Source organism: Vibrio jasicida CAIM 1864 = LMG 25398, assembly GCF_000400365.1.
Lineage (GTDB): Bacteria > Pseudomonadota > Gammaproteobacteria > Enterobacterales > Vibrionaceae > Vibrio > Vibrio jasicida.
Genome location: NZ_BAOG01000039.1, coordinates 98,943 through 115,735, shown reverse-complemented (window position 1 = coordinate 115,735; position 16,793 = coordinate 98,943). Strand labels below are relative to the sequence as shown.

General features: G+C 43.5%; 17 protein-coding genes. 9 read left to right on the top strand and 8 right to left on the bottom strand.

What is annotated here, in order from left to right; translation table 11 throughout:
- The first annotated feature begins 1 nt into the window (after window position 1).
- Complete coding sequence (locus tag VJL_RS11450) at window positions 2-1,159, top strand: lipase family protein (RefSeq protein WP_038878006.1); 1,158 nt, start codon at window positions 2-4, stop codon at window positions 1,157-1,159.
- A gap of 284 nt (window positions 1,160-1,443) precedes the next feature.
- Here the strand turns inward: VJL_RS11450 and VJL_RS11445 are convergent, their stop codons facing one another.
- The gene (locus VJL_RS11445) at window positions 1,444-3,204 is read right to left on the bottom strand and encodes an ABC transporter ATP-binding protein/permease (RefSeq protein WP_038878004.1); all 1,761 of its coding nucleotides are present in this window, start codon (window positions 3,202-3,204) and stop codon (window positions 1,444-1,446) included.
- Window positions 3,205-3,499: 295 nt separating this feature from the next.
- Here VJL_RS11445 and VJL_RS11440 point away from each other — a divergent pair, with 295 nt between their 5' ends.
- Window positions 3,500-3,913 carry a PaaI family thioesterase gene (locus VJL_RS11440; RefSeq protein WP_038878003.1) on the top strand — a complete coding sequence of 138 codons (414 nt, stop codon included), beginning with the start codon at window positions 3,500-3,502 and terminating at the stop codon, window positions 3,911-3,913.
- Between the two features lie 152 nt (window positions 3,914-4,065).
- Here VJL_RS11440 and VJL_RS11435 read toward each other — a convergent pair whose 3' ends face one another.
- Together VJL_RS11435 and VJL_RS29000 are read right to left on the bottom strand one after the other, a co-directional pair.
- On the bottom strand, window positions 4,066-4,704 hold the full coding sequence (locus VJL_RS11435; RefSeq protein WP_038878001.1) for a hypothetical protein: 639 nt from the start codon (window positions 4,702-4,704) through the stop codon (window positions 4,066-4,068).
- A gap of 290 nt (window positions 4,705-4,994) precedes the next feature.
- A complete protein-coding gene (locus tag VJL_RS29000; RefSeq protein WP_009704518.1) occupies window positions 4,995-5,171 on the bottom strand; it encodes a DUF6435 family protein in 177 nt (58 codons plus the stop codon).
- A gap of 275 nt (window positions 5,172-5,446) precedes the next feature.
- On the opposite strand from VJL_RS29000, the gene VJL_RS11430 reads away from it, so the two are divergent.
- Together VJL_RS11430 and VJL_RS11425 are read left to right on the top strand one after the other, a co-directional pair.
- Complete coding sequence (locus VJL_RS11430; protein ID WP_038877999.1) at window positions 5,447-6,523, top strand: threonine aldolase family protein; 1,077 nt, start codon at window positions 5,447-5,449, stop codon at window positions 6,521-6,523.
- An 83-nt stretch (window positions 6,524-6,606) separates the two neighbouring features.
- On the top strand, window positions 6,607-6,867 hold the full coding sequence (locus VJL_RS11425; RefSeq protein WP_038870892.1) for a DUF5062 family protein: 261 nt from the start codon (window positions 6,607-6,609) through the stop codon (window positions 6,865-6,867).
- Between the two features lie 73 nt (window positions 6,868-6,940).
- On the opposite strand, the gene VJL_RS11420 is transcribed toward VJL_RS11425, so the two are convergent.
- Window positions 6,941-7,366, bottom strand: a complete 426-nt coding sequence (locus VJL_RS11420; RefSeq protein ID WP_038877997.1) for a YybH family protein — start codon at window positions 7,364-7,366, stop codon at window positions 6,941-6,943.
- A gap of 189 nt (window positions 7,367-7,555) precedes the next feature.
- On the opposite strand from VJL_RS11420, the gene VJL_RS11415 reads away from it, so the two are divergent.
- Entirely contained in the window at window positions 7,556-7,891 is a 336-nt protein-coding gene (locus tag VJL_RS11415) for a winged helix-turn-helix transcriptional regulator (protein WP_038878143.1), read from the top strand.
- 156 nt (window positions 7,892-8,047) lie between these two features.
- A complete protein-coding gene (locus tag VJL_RS11410) occupies window positions 8,048-8,542 on the top strand; it encodes a YcxB family protein (protein ID WP_038877996.1) in 495 nt (164 codons plus the stop codon).
- A gap of 267 nt (window positions 8,543-8,809) precedes the next feature.
- On the opposite strand, the gene VJL_RS30345 is transcribed toward VJL_RS11410, so the two are convergent.
- Window positions 8,810-9,289 carry a DUF6795 domain-containing protein gene (locus tag VJL_RS30345; RefSeq protein WP_307718619.1) on the bottom strand — a complete coding sequence of 160 codons (480 nt, stop codon included), beginning with the start codon at window positions 9,287-9,289 and terminating at the stop codon, window positions 8,810-8,812.
- Between the two features lie 478 nt (window positions 9,290-9,767).
- On the opposite strand from VJL_RS30345, the gene VJL_RS11400 reads away from it, so the two are divergent.
- The gene (locus tag VJL_RS11400) at window positions 9,768-9,992 is read left to right on the top strand and encodes a hypothetical protein (RefSeq protein WP_227741130.1); all 225 of its coding nucleotides are present in this window, start codon (window positions 9,768-9,770) and stop codon (window positions 9,990-9,992) included.
- A 363-nt stretch (window positions 9,993-10,355) separates the two neighbouring features.
- Here the strand turns inward: VJL_RS11400 and VJL_RS11395 are convergent, their stop codons facing one another.
- Both VJL_RS11395 and VJL_RS30480 read right to left on the bottom strand, forming a co-directional pair.
- Window positions 10,356-10,580, bottom strand: a complete 225-nt coding sequence (locus VJL_RS11395) for a DUF2188 domain-containing protein (RefSeq protein WP_038877992.1) — start codon at window positions 10,578-10,580, stop codon at window positions 10,356-10,358.
- Between the two features lie 5 nt (window positions 10,581-10,585).
- Complete coding sequence (locus tag VJL_RS30480) at window positions 10,586-10,723, bottom strand: zinc ribbon-containing protein (RefSeq protein WP_081096608.1); 138 nt, start codon at window positions 10,721-10,723, stop codon at window positions 10,586-10,588.
- Between the two features lie 545 nt (window positions 10,724-11,268).
- Here VJL_RS30480 and VJL_RS11390 point away from each other — a divergent pair.
- Together VJL_RS11390 and VJL_RS11385 are read left to right on the top strand one after the other, a co-directional pair.
- Window positions 11,269-12,306: a nucleoid-associated protein gene (locus VJL_RS11390; RefSeq protein WP_038877990.1), complete on the top strand. Its 1,038-nt coding sequence runs from the start codon at window positions 11,269-11,271 to the stop codon at window positions 12,304-12,306.
- A gap of 3 nt (window positions 12,307-12,309) precedes the next feature.
- Window positions 12,310-13,797: a hypothetical protein gene (locus tag VJL_RS11385; protein ID WP_038877988.1), complete on the top strand. Its 1,488-nt coding sequence runs from the start codon at window positions 12,310-12,312 to the stop codon at window positions 13,795-13,797.
- Window positions 13,798-13,894: 97 nt separating this feature from the next.
- Here VJL_RS11385 and gcvP read toward each other — a convergent pair whose 3' ends face one another.
- Window positions 13,895-16,759, bottom strand: coding sequence for an aminomethyl-transferring glycine dehydrogenase (gene gcvP, locus VJL_RS11380; RefSeq protein WP_038877986.1), 2,865 nt, complete (start codon window positions 16,757-16,759; stop codon window positions 13,895-13,897).
- Window positions 16,760-16,793 lie beyond the last annotated feature (34 nt).

Sequence of the window (16,793 nt, the reverse complement as noted above, 5' to 3'; positions counted from 1 at the left end):
AATGGGAACCCTTTCTCCAAAGCTAGCCTCGGAACTTGCTTTTTTCGCATATTCTATACGAGAGCAACAGCTTAGTGTCACCCCTCCACCTTCTGTTCGTAGGTATTTTAAAAGTAAAGATAATCTGACTAGTAAAACGGGAGGCTATCTTTTCAATAAAGAGACGGGGTTTGCAGCGTTAGGTTACGGTGATGGTCCATATAGTGGAGACGCTATTATCGCTATTCGCGGAACTAAAATGACATCAGGTCATGATTGGGGAACTAACTTACAAATTGGTTTGAAAGGGAGTGCCAATGGACAAGCAGTTCATGCTGGCTTTCAGCGTACATTTTCATTGTTACGCCCACAATTACAAAAGTTTTTAGATGAATGGCGAAAAAATTCAAAGATAGGAACTGTGCATTGCATTGGACATAGTTTAGGCGGGGCTTTGGCTACGTTGACTGCCGACTGGGTCGCAACTAGCTCTTATAGCAATAACGTGAAACTGTACACGTTTGGTGCACCTAGGGTGGGCTTGTCAGGTTTTGCTAGTGCAAATACAAACAGAATCAATGATATTTATCGCTGTACGCATGGCGCGGATGTGGTGCCCAAAGTACCACTCTGGCCCTTTTTTCATTCGCCGTATAAAGGCTTTGAGTTTCGTCTCGACAGTGGGCAAGGCATTTGCACTAGCGCTCATGGCATGGATCCTGATCAAGGAGCTGTTCCAGGATATCTAGCGACAGCAAAGGGCGAAGATTGGCAGGAGTTACAAAGGGCGGCTAGTGATTTTTTTCTCCCAGTACGGCTGGATTATAATAAACGTAATCAGGCTAACTATAGTAATTTTTGGACTGACCGTTTAAGCGCTGCTTTAATCACCTTACTTAAGGATACTGGGTACTATTCGCTAGTTGCTGCTCAAGGAGCGATTAGCTCAGGTGCGACGCTGTACGACTTTATTGCACAAACGTTGGTAAAAATAGCTGAAGCAGGAAAAACAGCAGCATCCCAAGTAAAAGGATTACTTGGTCATATGTTGGTATTTTCAGGTGCGGCTAGCTCAATTGTTATAGATTTGACTTATAAAACAATTAGGCAGATTTTCAATAAGATGCTTAGACGTCTATATGGAGGTGTAAATGAGGCGATTAAGCGTTTTAATGGTTGAGCGGATTAATTTGAGATAGGGCAAACGCCTTAACAGTAACTTTTAGGACGTGCTCTTGCGATAGCGTACTTACTTTGTTTTCTAAATTAGAAGGTGCATAGATCGAGGAAGTTACGGGAGGCGATCCTCACAATAATGTTCGAAGTACTTAATTCCTTCAGCTTCCTGATTGCCGCAGGACTATACGTATTAACTTCGCACATTTGGTATTGTGAGGATTCGCTCTGTTGTTGTGGAGTGGCTTAGCAGTATTGTTTTACTTCTTAACTAATAAAAAGCCGCTGTTACTCCAAATGCTTAAACTGCAACGCGACAAGGCGCTGATAGAGTTCGCAGCTTTGCATTAACGACTGGTGGTTGCCAAGGTCAATCAACTCGCCGCCGTCTAACACCGCAATTTTATCGGCGTGTTGGATGGTTGAAAGTCGGTGAGCAATGATCAGAGTCGTGCGGTCTTTCATCAATGCTTCAAGTGCTTGTTGAACATGGTGCTCACTCTCACTGTCCAGTGCGCTGGTGGCCTCATCAAGCAAAAGGATTTTTGGATCTTTCAGAATTGCACGAGCAATCGCGATACGTTGTTTTTGACCGCCAGATAATCTCACGCCGCGCTCACCCAAAAAGCTATGGTAACCGTCCGGTAGCTTCTCAATAAACTCATGCGCGTGTGCTTTCTTCGCCGCTTCAATCACTTGCTCGTCAGTAGCGTCTGGATTGCCGTAACGAATGTTGTGGAATACATCGTGACTAAACAAAGCGGGTTGCTGTGGAACCAATGCCATTTGACGGCGAAGATCATTCGGTTCGAACTGTCGAATGTCTTCTCCACCAAACAATACTTGGCCTTGTTGCGTGTCGTAGAAGCGTTGCAGCAATTCGAATAAGGTCGTTTTACCAGCGCCAGAAGGGCCAACTAAAGCCAACACCTTACCTTTCTCTGCAGTCAGGTTTAACCCTTTGATAGCGGGTTGGTCGGGGCGAGAAGGGTAGTTGAAGTTCACTGAATCAAACGTCACTTCCGCTGGCATATCATCGGTAATAGGAAGGTGATTGTTTGGTGCGCTGATGTCGCTTTCCACTTGAAGGATCTCAATCAGCCTTTCTGTTGCACCAGCGGCTCTTTGCAGTTCCCCCATGACTTCGGAAATCGTTGCCATGGAAGACGCAACCATGATGGCGTAGAACACAAATGCCGCTAGATCGCCGGCAGACATCTTGCCGTGAATCACATCACTTCCGCCGACCCAAAGCATGCCAGCAATGGCGCTAAATACAATTACGATAACGCCAGAAATCAGAATCGCGCGCTGTTTTACTCGCTGTCTACCCACCTCGTAAGCTTTTTCTACTTCGACTGCAAACGCCGCACGTTCATGTTGCTCTGAGCTAAAGCTTTGAACCGTTTTGATGTGCTCAATCGCTTCGCCTGCGTAGCTGCCGACATCGGCCATGGTGTCTTGGCTTTGGCGTGATAGGGCACGTACTCGTCTTCCATAAACCAAAATCGGAACCAATACGAATGGAACAGAAGCCAGCACAATCAAAGTGAGTTTAAAGTTTGTTGCGAACAACATGATGATCGCACCAATACACATAAGCGCGCTGCGCATCGCCATAGAAAACGACGATCCAATAATGCTTTGCAGCAGCGTCGTATCTGTGGTGAGACGAGACATAATATCGCCGCTACTATTGGTCTCAAAATAACTAGGATGCAGCGTAATCACATGGTTAAACACCGCAAGACGAATGTCCGCGCTGACGCGTTCGCCCACAGAAGAAACCAGATAGAAACGGAAGAACGTTCCCACCGCGATACACAGCGTCACACCGACGATAAATTGAATCGCATTGGTGAGCTCTTGCAACGACTGTTGAGCAAAGCCTTGGTCTATAAGAATGCGCACGCCGTAGCCGACAGATAATGTCAGGCTGGCTGTTGCGATGAGGGCAACTAAGGCAGCAGCAACGCGCCATTTATAAGGTGAAACGAAGGTGTTGAGTTTAAGAAGAATGCCGAGATTTTTATTATTTTTACTGCTCATGAGTGGCTCACAAAGCGTTATAGGTACTTGGCATAGTAAGCGACTTTGGTACGTGAAACCAGTGGTGAGTCAGATTCGATAAGAGAGAAATTCTTTGACGGAGGCATTCAACCGATGAAACCTAATTTCTCACTTTTTATTATTGGCATATGCTAATTACAGGGCATAAAGTGACAGCCTAAGTAGATAAAGGAATTCACCAAGTCAGTCGCTCGTCAAGCCTAACGCTTCTTTTCTTTGTTCTCTTTACTCATTCTGTTTTGTTCCACAGACAATCTCAAACTCAGAGGTACTTATGTCTATTTACGCTCCTAAAAACCACCAACATTGCGCAGTCTGCTGCCAGCCATTTTTCAACGCGCACGATACGATTCAATTTACGGTAATGCCGAGTGGTGGCGTGCAGGGGCAAATCGTGCCGACAGAAAAGGTTCAAGGCTATCAAGGCGTAATGCAAGGCGGTGCCATCAGTGCGCTGCACGATACTGCTATGACAAACTGCCTTTTCGCCCAAGATATCTGCGCAATGACGGCTAAGCTGGAGGTGCGCTTTATCAAACCGATCCCTCTCAATAGTCCTATCCGAGTGGAGGCGCATTGCATCAAGAGTAAGCGAGGCATGTATTTGCTAGAAAGCGGAATCTACGTTGGTGAGCAGTGTTACTCAAAGGCAGAAGCCAAGTTTATGCAGCAGAGTGTTGGCGTCTAATATTGATAACTTTTTGAGTAGAACAGTCAACGACGAGATGAGTTTAAAAGGTGCAGCGGTAAAGAAGGGATAGGGAAGTGAGTCAACCTATTTGGTCAACTCACATTCTTTACTTGTGTGGCAGTGAGTGAAGAACCTAAACAGCGATGAAGTTAATCCACGTAAGCCACAGAGCTTGGTTCTTTATAAATGCAGTCTACTTTTGTCACACTGCCACTCGAGTCTTGATATTGAGCATAGACGACCCATAGGCCGTTGGTTCGCGCGCCCATAACCGTAACCCGAGTATTTTCACCATAAGTTGAATTGTCCGTGCCAGACCCTCTGCCAAAAGAGACTTGAAACTCCTTCTGGACAGCACGTTGTACTTCCATGCCGTTAAAGTCCCCCTTTGGTTGAACATGCAAAAACTCAAGCCCGCCTCCTTTTGCTTTACGGATTGCAAAGGTACAGCCGGTCAATTGAGTGGTTACCAAATAGTCAGCAGCATCATAGTGGGTGACTTTAGAAATGGAGTCGGGTTTAAGTTGTTCAAACGGAGAAACGGGGATATGAATACATTGAAGTGCTTTCGCGTTTTTAACTAACGATTTTGGGCCAAGGCGAAAACGCATCTCCTTCATCTTAACCCCCTGATTTATCCCGAAAGCGGTATCGCCATGGCTATACAAGTAAAACTTCATAGCACCTTTCGATTGGCCCGCGCTAGTAATGGATAGTGGGAAGCGAAGTAAAAACTCCTCTAAATCTCGGTCTAAAACCTGAACAGCCTGATCTAACGTTTGTGGCATAACACAGTCCTTTGTTGTTATTTATAGATTGCGTGAAATCTTATTGATTATAGTTCACAGGCATAAGCATATATGAACATATCGAATCCAATGAAATTTCTTCTTCTTTCATCGGTAGAACATGATATTGCTCGTAAGCTGGCACTGGTTATGTTGATGAAGTCGTCCGCTAGCAAAAAGATAATGTCGTTTCGCCATTTAAAAACAGAAAGGTGAACCAAACCGTTCACCTTCATACTTTTATTGGTTGCTGATCCAACCTTAATCGATCATCGAGCTTAGCGTAGGACTCAACTCTGGGGCTTGTGAGCGGTTTTTATTTGCTCGAAAAGCTCTTCGGCCTCCGCCGTCAACAATGAGTAGGTACGTATGTCGCCTCGTCTTTGCGCTTGCATCGCTTGTTCAAGCAGCATTGAGTGGCGCTTTTTGAGTTTCTTGACGGAATTGTTTTTGAAGAAAGAAAACATAAATAAATCCTTTACTTAGAACCTTCCTTTATTACGCGTTTTGTCTGCGTTTGGTTCAAACCATCAAAGCGCATTGTTGTTCTGTTGAGCCTTTTTTTGAATTAAACCTCCTAGTTATTGAGAAAAATACGGCACAGCACAAACCATGCTACATACTCATTATCACTCAGAGAGAATAGTTAAAGGCCTACGCAGAAAATACATCGCGAAAATGCAGTTTACGCCTCCGTATTAACAAGTTACATTGTTGAAGCTTTTATTCAAAGGACAGAACAATGAGTGCCCACCTAAAACAGCTTTGTCATACCCATCTCCCTGGTAATAAAGAAGACTCTCCAGCTGAACACTTTGCGAAAATGGCAAAGTGGTGCGAGGAAAACAACGTCAATCACGATGTCTACGGCGAGGGAGAGACGATTCAAGCGTTCGAGCAAAAGGTTGCCGATCTGCTGGGTTACGAGGCAGGGCTTTTTGTTGTAACAGGGACGATGACACAGCCAACAGTGCTCGAAATTGTCACAAGACAAAAGCGTAATCCTATTGTCGCCATGCACGCATCTAGCCATATTCCAGTGCATGAAAAACAAGGTTATCAGCTTCAACATCGCTTTAATATTCTGCCAGTAGGGAACCCTTACCAAACATGGAAGCTTGAAGATCTCACTGCGTGGCCGGATGAAATCGCAGCCGTTCTTTATGAACTCCCGATGCGTGAAATTGGTGGTCAGCTACCTTCATGGCAAGAACTGGAAGAAATCAAAGCGTACTGCGCCGAAAATGACATTCATCTCCACATGGATGGAGCAAGACTATGGGAAACCGCAGCGTACTATCAGAAAGAATACCGTGAGATCGCCGCTGGTTTTGATACGACCTATGTTTCACTCTACAAAGGCATCAACGGCATGGGCGGATCTATGCTGCTTGGCTCAAAGGCGTTTATTGAACTGGCTTCAATGTGGATGAAGCGGCAAGGTGGCAACCTGTATCACAGAACACCTTATGTGGTGTCTGCGGCAATGCAATTTGATGAAAGGTTGTCACAAATGCCGGCTCTGTTTGAGCGAACAAAACAGCTCTACAAAATCATTGAAGAGTTCCCGTCTTTAGCGGTAAGACCAACTCAGCCTCAAGCAAACATGTTGCACCTTATCCTGCCATTTAGCTGCGAAGAGCTGAAAGAACTCCAACACACGTTTGCCACGGAAAAGGGCATTTGGTTTGGTAACCCGCAAGTCACGGCACATCCAAATCAATCCATTGTTGAATGGTATGTTGGCGACTACCTGCTCAACCTTGATGATGACGAATTAAGGTCATTTTTCAATCAGTTACTCGGTAATAAGGCATAAACTTATCAATATGCGAGCTTATTAACACGTCACTGGCGTTACTTCATGTATTCTGAGGTCAAGCGAACAAGAGGATTTTATCAATGTCAAAAAGCTCCAAGCTTCACAATGAAGATAAACTGGTTAAAAAGGCACTAGAGATTGCCGGAAAGATGGCAAAGATGCAGGGCTTTGACCTTCCTCAGTCACCACAACCAGTAAGAGTAAAAGCGATTTACCTGTTCTTGGTTGATGCTAAACAGATCACGCCACTACCGGATAGCAAATTAGATGGCGCAAACATTAAACACAGACTGGCACTTTGGATTCACAGTGCGTTGCCAGACAACGACCCTCTAAAATAGAAAACCTGAAGAAATAACAACGATTATTCATTAACAAGGCGAGCCAAATGGTTCGCCTTGTTTGATCTAGGCGTCAATAGCCGTTGGGATTGTCAATCACATAGACCCAACCACCATCCACATAGTGCATCACCTCTAATGCTGTTCCTTGAATGTTGTTACCTTGCGAAGCGTTCAATATTTCCCAATCAGATCGCACCATGGCAATGTCGTCATTAATGTGGATAGAAACGTTTTTGGTGAACATGTCTACATCGCCATTCATGTAGCCTTTCAATACCTGCTTAATTTCTTCTCTACCTATGGCTTGATTACCTTTTTTATCTAAAACAAATACGGCGTCTGGGTGAAAAAGCGTACCTAATCCATCCAAATCTTTCTTTGCAAAATACTGCCCAAATAACGCATGTAACTCTGAGGGTGTTTGTGGTTTTGAATAAAGAGCCTCAGCGTGTAAGCCAAGGGAGAGAAAAGAGATAAACAGTAAAACGTAACGCATAACTTCATCCTTTTGATATTGGCTTAGGCCGCAGTTGTGCCTCCGCCTTGTAGTGTTTTCACAATAGATAAGTCGGTTACAATTTAAAATTAGCTTCCTAAAGGTAACTAGTTACGCCTAGGTAACTATTGGTCTGCTAGGTCGCGTTTGATTACACTTACTTAGCAAAGAATGAATTGGGAAATGACGATGCCGACGAAAGTAAACCATCGAGTACAGCCAGATGGCTATTGCAGTGTCGATAAATATTTAACTTTGATATCGACAAAGTGGACAGCGCACATCGTATGGTTGCTAGGACAACAAGAAGAGATGCGATTCGGTCAAATTCGCAAACAATTAGCGCTGGTCTCAAGCAAAGTGCTTACAGAGCGTTTGAAGCTGTTGTCTGAGCATGGATTTGTGTGGCGGAAACAACAAGACACCATTCCTGTTACTGTGAATTATGGGCTAACCCAAAAAGGTAAAGAGCTTGCTGGCGTCGTTGAACTCATTGTCCAAAAAGCCGATGACTGGGACGCCTAGTAGGCGGTTTATCGTACCGTCGTCGTCTTTCGGTATCATTGATTTACAAAACAGAATCAAAAGGACTAAAGATAAGTCCCGAGAAGCGCTACAATGCACGCGTTGCGAGAGTGCAACCAAGATTACTCATTTACAGAAGCATTGAAGTAACCATACATGTCTAAAGATTTCGAATTCACTACAGAATACACACTCGACAAACCTTTCTTTGCCGAGTGTTATGATCAAACTAGCCAGCCAACGAAGTTCCCACAGGCGTACCTAAAAGGGATACTGTTTCTTATCTTTGGTGTGGTCTTATTGGAGTTTGAACTGCTACCTAACGGTTATGTGGGTTGGTTCTTTATCGTATTGAGTGTGATTGAAGCGTTCAGCGTGTACTGCAAGCGAACGTGGTGGCTATGGCGCCAAACCATCAGCTCAAGCCGTGGCAGCAAAGTGGTGTTTGAAGTGAATGCAGACGGAGTGCGCTACAAAAGCGGTAAAATCGATCGCAGCCTTGCTTGGAATGAAATCGACCAGCTCGAACAAACTGATTTGGGCTTTATCCTTCATCTTGGTAAACAACGCCAATACATCAGCAAATCTTGCTTAAACGAAGAAGTCATTGCGTTTATGCTAGAACAGCACGCCGCATCAAAAGCGAGCTAACTAATCCTTAATGACAAGAGAGGCGAGCCAATGGGTTCGCCTTTTTTGATCTTGGAGTCTGATGTTTATGGGTTAACTCTAATTCAGAGTCAAGGGCTGAATTACTACACTCGGCGTTTCCAATGGGGTCACTCCAGCGGTCCTGGTTGAGACTAGGAACCCCCCTAAGCGTGCTGTGGGAATCAAACCCGCATCGTCAGCTTGGAAGGAGGCGTAGTACGGTGTTTGTAAGAGCAATTGGTCATTCAATCTATTTAATATCAACTATTACGTGTCCTTGTTTAGTAGTACTCTTTCAGAAAATCCTTTCAAATCGCACCTACTAATAACTTCAAGATCGAGACCATTCTCAACAAATCTATTTTTAAAAAAGTAATGATATTCGTCCGAATTAATCTCACAACTTAAATCAAGAAGGTTATCTGAAATAAATTCATAGGGTTTCACATCAGAAAATCGAGCTTCTAGTAAGTAGTGTTTTTTGCCATCTATAAAAATGTAAATGCCAATGTAGTTAGAGGACTCATGAAGGGCAGGTTCTTTAAACGTCTGATAGTGGTATGTGGGTTCGAAATGAAAATAACCCTTTTTTGACGTCATTGTCTCGGTGATATAACGGTTGTTAGAAAAAGCCGTGTGTAGATAAACTACCTCGCTAGTAAACGCTTTTCCGTCTATGTATAAGCTACCAGTGATCTCTGAGCTAAGTGTGTATTGAAACTTTTTTGAATTGAAGAAATTAAACATATCTGCGTTACAATCTGTTGAGAGCAATAATATTATGGCACTCATAAGGACAACCAATATTTTAGTCATTCACGTGCCAATATCGTACATAGGTCAACCCATCCCCATGCGCGAGGCGATACTATGTCCTAATGATCTCAAGTGCTAGCCTATAACCGTCCCAGCTTTTAAATCAAGTCATGCTAAATCTTATATCGAGGCACACTTTAAAAAATAATGTAAATAATATTTCCATTACTTTCATGGTTGGCTTTGTTGTGCAATTCGTTTTCGAAGCGAGCAGCCTTATTTAGGTTGATACTAACCCAATACGGCAAGTTTTAGGCATACCAAGCCCATTTTCGCTTAAAAACTCACATCAACGTCCTTGGCTCGATGGCTGATACAACTGCAATGTGAGCAGCGAAGTTCGTCTTCAAACTAAAGCATCCTTTAAAATGAACTTATGGAATGACACCATTGGATACATGACTTATTGTTGTCTGACGACCACGATATCGAGAGTATTGAGGTCTCTTACCTTGGCGAAGGTAAGTATGCCGCTGAGTTTGATGTCCGTTGGCGTGGCGACTTTAAGGATGGATCGCTTACTGATCTCACCGTAGCCCAACGTTGGGTGATGTACGAATCAGAACAGTTTGATCACCCAGTGATTGAAAACTACGTTGCGGTGGTTAAGAGCAATAACCTGACTGGTAACTAAGGAAGATAGGAACAACCTATTCGTGATTAGCTTTGGTTTGACACCCTAAATGTCTCCGTCCCAAGTCAGTTAACTTATTCAATAATGAAAAGGCGAACCAAGCGGTTCGCCTTTTTCGATCTTGAAGCTCGGTGTTTAGTGGGATACTCAAATTCAGATGCAAAAGCTGAATCACCACACTCGGCGTTTTCAGTCGGGTCATTCCAGCGAGCCTAGGCGAGACTAGGAATCTCAAGCTGCATGTCGTGAGCTATAAAAGTGGTAAATTCATTCACTGCTTACGCATTCAATCTTAAACGATAGACGCAACGTATAGTGAAAATACCATACGTTGCAGGTCCTTAAACCGTTTGTTTAGTGTATTTAACCTTTAGGTGGAAAAGGATCATTGCCATGACTATCCTTAGCAGCAATCCGCCCGTCCTTGTTATGAATGACTAATTCTGTTTGTTGATTCTGGTTAATCGTCCTAGCTCGTTCAATTGCCTCTTGCTTAGTATTAAAGTGACCTGAAGATCTTTGACCACCACTTTGCTTTATGTCCCAACCACCATTTGAATTTGGAACTACATGCGTACTCTTTACCATATTGGTTAACCTTTACGATATTCAGTATGGGAGCATCTAGGGCAAGGAGGTAACGTATCTGTGTAGTCATCTAGAACAACTCGTTGACCACATTTCTTGCAAGTGTATGGACCTTTTCCCGGTTTCTCACCTGTTGTTGGCATAATTGTATCTCCGTTAGCAATTTATAAAACAGACAAACATAACTAAATACAATCAATTAGTTACGAACTAATTATGCAACCATACTGATATTGAATGTGTGAAGTTACTCTGAGATTTCGCTAACACTTAAAAAGTTGTTATCAAGAGGAAGGTGAGCTTGTGTACTCATTTTTTTGCTCTTGAGGTGTGGTGTTTGTTTAAGTTTCAACTCAGACTCTAGTATTATTGAACGACTACACGCGACGTTTCCGAACCGTCATTCCAACGAGCCTAAGCGAGATTAGGAATCTCAGAAAGCGTACACCGAAAGTTAATGAGCAAGTTAAACGATGCGAAATATTGTTAGCTGATTATGAATCATTGTCGTTCATTGTGTTTTAGGTGATAACGTAAATGGAATTTCTCATTCATTTCCCCAAAAAACTCTGGATCGAAAGCTTTTTACCATATAAAAATAGTGGATATATCACTGAGTGCGTATGCTCCCGATGTTTTCGATATTGCATTCTGTTAGATTCCAAAAATTTAGGTAGGGCAATGATTTATGAGAGAAGATACTGTCGTTACAACTATCGAGGCTGACGTGCCTCAAGAGAATCCAATCGAAACATTGCGTATATACGATTTGGAACATGGGGTTGGTTATAAGAAAAGCAATATTGATTTGTCTGAGAACAGTGAATTGCTATCGTTTCTTATAAAACTGTCACAGGAGACAATGAATAGTAACTCTTCTAGAGCTTATATTTTTGATGAAGGGGCTTATGTAGAGTCTGAGCTCAAGTCACTTTTAGGTGATCCTGACTTGCATTCGACAAACATTGCAGATCACTTGTATGAAGCTGAAGATAAGTCGCGTTTCAAAACTTCTGAAGGGTCGTTCATTATAGCAAAGCTAAAAACAGAACAACGACATTGTTATCTACTTACAAAGCTTGATTTCAAGAAATATTTCGAAGAAAAAACGTACAGATTAAAATCAGGCTTACCTGAAGACAAAGCAATTTTAAAGTCTTGTCTCGTAAATATTAATCAGGACGAAACTTTCCAAGACTCTATCTATTTAACGGATAAAAATGGCTCTATTTCATACTTCTGGCATACTGATTTTTTGGGTGCGACACCTCAGCGAAACAATGAAACCAACACTAAAGAAGTTTTCGATCTAGTTGGGCGCCTACTAAGAAGCAAAGTGAAAAAGGTATCTGAAGCAGACTTTTTTGGTTTGAAAGATTGTGTGAACTCGTACTTTAACACGAAAGAGGTCTTCAATTTTGATGAGTTCATTGAAGAAACGTTAAATTCATACAGCCCATTAAACGAAGATTTTACAGTCGACGATTTTGTTTCTAACCTACGAGAAGCTAAAAGAACTCGTGAGTTTGACGGTTCTTTCGAAATTGATAAAACGTACATCAAGAAAAAGATTAAAGAAACTATTACCGTCAACGATGGAGTGACGTTGGTCATTCAAGGGAGTACTAACGATATTATTTATGAGGTTACTCATGATGATAAAGACTACATAATGATCGAAAATAACTCCCCACGTGGGCGATTCAACAGAAAAGAACTCGATTAAAATATGTCTGTTCAGTTTTTTGAAGATGAAAACACCTATGCATGTACGCTGACTTTAGATACTGAGGGATGGGAAGTTCATTTTGATAACTTTATTAATGTCACATTGAGTGCTAACAGTCACTCAGCTACATACACTGTCTCAATCTTTCATGCAGGGGATGAGGAAGAGTCTTTCGAGCTTAATGAACACTCATTATGTGAGACAAAGAAATGCACCAATGACATTTTGATGTACGAGACTGATCCTTCGAATGTATCCATAAAGCTCTTGGCAACTAAAGAGAATGTAGAACGTGTCTTGCAAATTTACTCAAGCGAGCACTTCATAACATATCTAGAGTCAAAGAAGGTCTCACTTCAATTAAAGTTCATGCTGTCTACTTTGAAAGACAGATATGACAGGATTTTGCATACTAACTTTGATGCTGACATTTCGGATATTCCGTTTACATGTGGTGATAGCCATATTCTTTCAAAAAAAACTCGAGCGCTGCAAGATGTAATTGATATTGAAAATTGCTATGTCGAGTACTTGAGTGATCTAAACGCTCGGCTATTCAATGACACATTATTATTTGATTACATCCTTAAGCTTCGAACTTTAGCATCGTTAGCTGTGCTATGTCGAAAATGCTCTTTAGATCGACTTAATTTCCTATTTGATGGAGATAAATCTTTAGAGTTAGCCAATGAAGAAATTGAGTTCTATCATGGCTTTGGACAAGTCATATATGAGATGTATTTGTGGGGGTATTGCGATGAAAGACACCCTACGCGAGTTAGTATCATTAATCACGTTATTGCCCAACACCAGCATGTACGTGACTCTTTTAAGCGCTATGTTTTTGATATCTTGGAATCTAACTACAAGGTCTACATAACCGATAATTTTGAACAATATGTAGAAGTAACCTCAAAGCTATCAGACTTTCTTTACGAAACTACTTCAAAAATTGGTGATAAAGTTTCTGACAGCATTTCTTCAGCAAGAAATGTTTTGATACTCACATTGTCTTACTTTTTTACGATCATCGTCTTCACTGGAATAGACAAAGGAAAAGTTGAAAATGTCTTCAGCTTTGAAATCGCCGTATTATCAACAGTTTTCATCTTTGGAGGACTGCTAAACCTCTTTTGGATACGAAAAGAAATAGTATCTAATACAGAACTCGCTAGAACTCAATTGAATGAGATGGTTGATAGGTATACCTATTACATAGGCGATGGCGAACTGGATGAAATAAGACAATGCAATTCTCTCTCTTTGGTCGAGACCAAAGCGAAGCAGTTACGAGTCTATATATCTACGGCGCTAGTCTTATTTGTACTATTAGTGACCGTATGGTGGATGTATAGTTTAAAGAGTCCACTATCATTCTGGAGCTCTATCGTTGCCGATACACAGAAGACAAAAGAAGCAATCACAACTAAGAATTCAGAAAAGAAGGATAGAGCTTTTGATGTCATAGAGGTAAAGCGAGATGAGTGAAGCTAACAAGTTAGCTTGCAACGGTGGTTTACCATCATGGCCAAAACAAAAAGGCGAACCAATCGGTTCGCCTTTGTCTATTTAGATTCTACAAAAATTAATCTTCGTAGTTATCGATGCTTGGGCACGAGCAGATTAGGTTACGGTCGCCGTATACGTTATCTACGCGGTTTACTGTTGGCCAGTACTTCCAAGATTTGGTTGCTTTAGAAGGGAAGCAGCCAAGCTCGCGAGAGTAAGGGCGATCCCATTCTTCTTTCGCTAGGTCAACTTGAGTGTGTGGCGCGTTAACAAGTGGGTTGTTATCTAGCGGCCATTCACCGTTCTTAACCTTCGTCATCTCTTCACGGATTGCGATCATCGCATCACAGAAGCGGTCTAGCTCTTCTAGGTCTTCCGATTCTGTTGGCTCAACCATTAGCGTGCCAGCTACAGGGAACGACATGGTTGGTGCGTGGAAACCGTAGTCCATTAGACGCTTCGCGATATCTTCTTCGCTGATGCCTGTTTCTTCTTTTAGTGGACGAATGTCGATAATACATTCGTGCGCTACACGGCCGTTAGAGCCACGGTAAAGAACAGGGTAGTGAGGGCGCAATTGCTCCATCACGTAGTTTGCGTTCAGAATCGCTACTTTCGTTGCGTCTGTTAGGCCAGCTTCGCCCATCATTGCGATGTAAGCCCAAGAGATAGGCAGGATAGACGCGCTACCCATATCTGCTGCGGATACTGCGAAGTTTTCGCCGTCTGCACCGTTTTCAATGTGACCCGGTAAGAAAGGCGCTAGGTGAGATTTCACACCGATAGGACCCATGCCCGGACCGCCACCACCGTGTGGGATACAGAAGGTTTTGTGTAGGTTTAGGTGAGAAACGTCAGAGCCGATGAAGCCCGGCGTTGTTAGACCAACCTGTGCGTTCATGTTTGCGCCGTCTAGGTAAACCTGACCGCCCGCTGCATGAACCATTTCACACACTTCTTTCACTTGCTCTTCGTATACGCCGTGCGTAGAAGGGTAAGTGATCATGATGCTTGATAGGTTGTCTTTGTGTTTCTCGATTTTCGCTGCTAGGTCAGTGACGTCGATGTTGCCTTCTTCATCACACTTAACCACAACCACTTTCATTGACACCATAGACGCTGTCGCAGGGTTAGTACCGTGCGCAGAGCTTGGGATCAAACATACGTTACGGTGACCTTCGCCACGGCTTTCGTGGTAGCGTTGAATCGCGATAAGACCTGCGTACTCACCAGATGCACCAGAGTTTGGTTGCAGTGAGAATGCGTCGTAGCCTGTGATTTCACATAGCTTCTCTTTCAAATCTTTTGCTAGTGCTGCGTAACCGGCTGCTTGTTCTGCTGGTGCGAACGGGTGGATCGAACCAAACTCAGGCCAAGTTACTGGAATCATCTCTGCTGCTGCGTTCAGCTTCATCGTACAGCTGCCCAATGGGATCATGCCGTGCGTTAACGAGAAGTCTTTGTTCTCTAGCTGTTTTAGGTAGCGCATCATCTGTGTTTCGCTGTGGTGCGTGTTAAACACAGGGTGCGTTAGGTATTCTGTTGTGCGGCGCAGTGCTTCTGGAATCGCAGCAAACTCGTTGCCTGCAATTTCCGTTGATAGTGCTGCCACTTCTTCTTTCACACCGAATACTGCGAATAGGGCTTCTACGTCTGCCACGGTTGTGGTTTCGTCGAAGCTTACACCTAGCTGAGTACCCAACTTACGTAGGTTGATGTCTGCCGCTAGTGCTTTCGCGTATAGATCTTCGGTTTGTGCACCAGTGTTGATGGTGATGGTGTCGAAGAAGCTGTTGTGAGCAAGCTCGAAGCCGCCTTTCGTTAGGCCAGCAGCTAGGATAGCGGTCATGTGGTGCGTACGACGAGCAATTGTGCGTAGACCTTCTGCGCCGTGGTAAACCGCGTAGAAAGACGCCATGTTCGCTAGTAGAGCTTGAGCGGTACAGATGTTTGATGTCGCTTTTTCACGACGGATGTGCTGCTCACGGGTTTGCATTGCCATGCGCAGTGCTTGGTTACCGTTAGTATCGATAGAAACACCGATAACACGACCTGGCATTGTACGCTTGTGCTTGTCACGTGTTGCCATGAAGGCTGCGTGTGGACCGCCGTAACCCATAGGAACGCCGAAACGTTGCGCCGAGCCGATTGCTACGTCTGCGCCCATTTCACCCGCAGGTTTCAGTAGGGCAGAAGCCAATAGGTCAGTCGCTACGGTTACTAGCGTTTTGTTTGCTTGTGCTTTTGCGATGATGTCCGTTAAGTCACGAACTTCACCCGTTGTACTTGGATATTGAACTAGCGCGCCGAATACGTCTTGCTCTGGTAGTGATTCTAGAGAACCGACTAGGACTTCAAAGCCGATGAATTTCGCACGAGTTTTTACCACTTCGATGGTTTGTGGGTGAACGTCGTCGGCAACGAAGAATACGTTGCTCTTGCTCTTACCCGCACGCTTACAAAGTGTCATCGCTTCACCGGCCGCCGTTGCTTCATCAAGCAATGACGCGTTCGCGATTTCCATACCAGTAAGATCCATCACCATTTGTTGGTAGTTTAGAAGCGCTTCTAGACGACCTTGTGAGATCTCTGGTTGGTAAGGGGTGTAAGCGGTGTACCAGCCCGGGTTTTCCATCACGTTACGTAGGATTACGTTTGGCGTGAAGGTGTTGTAGTAACCCTGACCAATGAATGTACGTTTAACTTGGTTCTGATCGGCGAACTCACGCATTGCTGCCAGCATGCCTGCTTCGCTTTTCGCTTCTGCCAAGCTCATTGGCTGCTCTAGGCGAATTTGCGCTGGTACGGTTTCGTCGATGAGCGAATCTAGGCTAACTGCGTTGATCGCTTCCAACATTTTCTGTTGGTCAGATTTGTTTGGTCCGTTGTGGCGAGCAACGAACTCGTTTTGTGTGCTGAGGCTTTGAAGTAATTCAGTCATTGTCCTTTACCTACTCCTTGGTTCGGGTAACGGA

Bases quoted from the DNA above. Each gene is read 5' to 3' on its own strand.
- VJL_RS11450 (WP_038878006.1), top strand. From the start codon at position 2: ATGGGAACCCTTTCTCCAAAGCTAGCCTCGGAACTTGCTTTTTTCGCA.
- VJL_RS11445 (WP_038878004.1), bottom strand. From the start codon at position 3,204: ATGAGCAGTAAAAATAATAAAAATCTCGGCATTCTTCTTAAACTCAAC.
- VJL_RS11440 (WP_038878003.1), top strand. From the start codon at position 3,500: ATGTCTATTTACGCTCCTAAAAACCACCAACATTGCGCAGTCTGCTGC.
- VJL_RS11435 (WP_038878001.1), bottom strand. From the start codon at position 4,704: ATGCCACAAACGTTAGATCAGGCTGTTCAGGTTTTAGACCGAGATTTA.
- VJL_RS29000 (WP_009704518.1), bottom strand. From the start codon at position 5,171: ATGTTTTCTTTCTTCAAAAACAATTCCGTCAAGAAACTCAAAAAGCGC.
- VJL_RS11430 (WP_038877999.1), top strand. From the start codon at position 5,447: ATGAGTGCCCACCTAAAACAGCTTTGTCATACCCATCTCCCTGGTAAT.
- VJL_RS11425 (WP_038870892.1), top strand. From the start codon at position 6,607: ATGTCAAAAAGCTCCAAGCTTCACAATGAAGATAAACTGGTTAAAAAG.
- VJL_RS11420 (WP_038877997.1), bottom strand. From the start codon at position 7,366: ATGCGTTACGTTTTACTGTTTATCTCTTTTCTCTCCCTTGGCTTACAC.
- VJL_RS11415 (WP_038878143.1), top strand. From the start codon at position 7,556: ATGCCGACGAAAGTAAACCATCGAGTACAGCCAGATGGCTATTGCAGT.
- VJL_RS11410 (WP_038877996.1), top strand. From the start codon at position 8,048: ATGTCTAAAGATTTCGAATTCACTACAGAATACACACTCGACAAACCT.
- VJL_RS30345 (WP_307718619.1), bottom strand. From the start codon at position 9,289: ATGTTTAATTTCTTCAATTCAAAAAAGTTTCAATACACACTTAGCTCA.
- VJL_RS11395 (WP_038877992.1), bottom strand. From the start codon at position 10,580: ATGGTAAAGAGTACGCATGTAGTTCCAAATTCAAATGGTGGTTGGGAC.
- VJL_RS30480 (WP_081096608.1), bottom strand. From the start codon at position 10,723: ATGCCAACAACAGGTGAGAAACCGGGAAAAGGTCCATACACTTGCAAG.
- VJL_RS11390 (WP_038877990.1), top strand. From the start codon at position 11,269: ATGAGAGAAGATACTGTCGTTACAACTATCGAGGCTGACGTGCCTCAA.
- VJL_RS11385 (WP_038877988.1), top strand. From the start codon at position 12,310: ATGTCTGTTCAGTTTTTTGAAGATGAAAACACCTATGCATGTACGCTG.
- gcvP (WP_038877986.1), bottom strand. From the start codon at position 16,759: ATGACTGAATTACTTCAAAGCCTCAGCACACAAAACGAGTTCGTTGCT.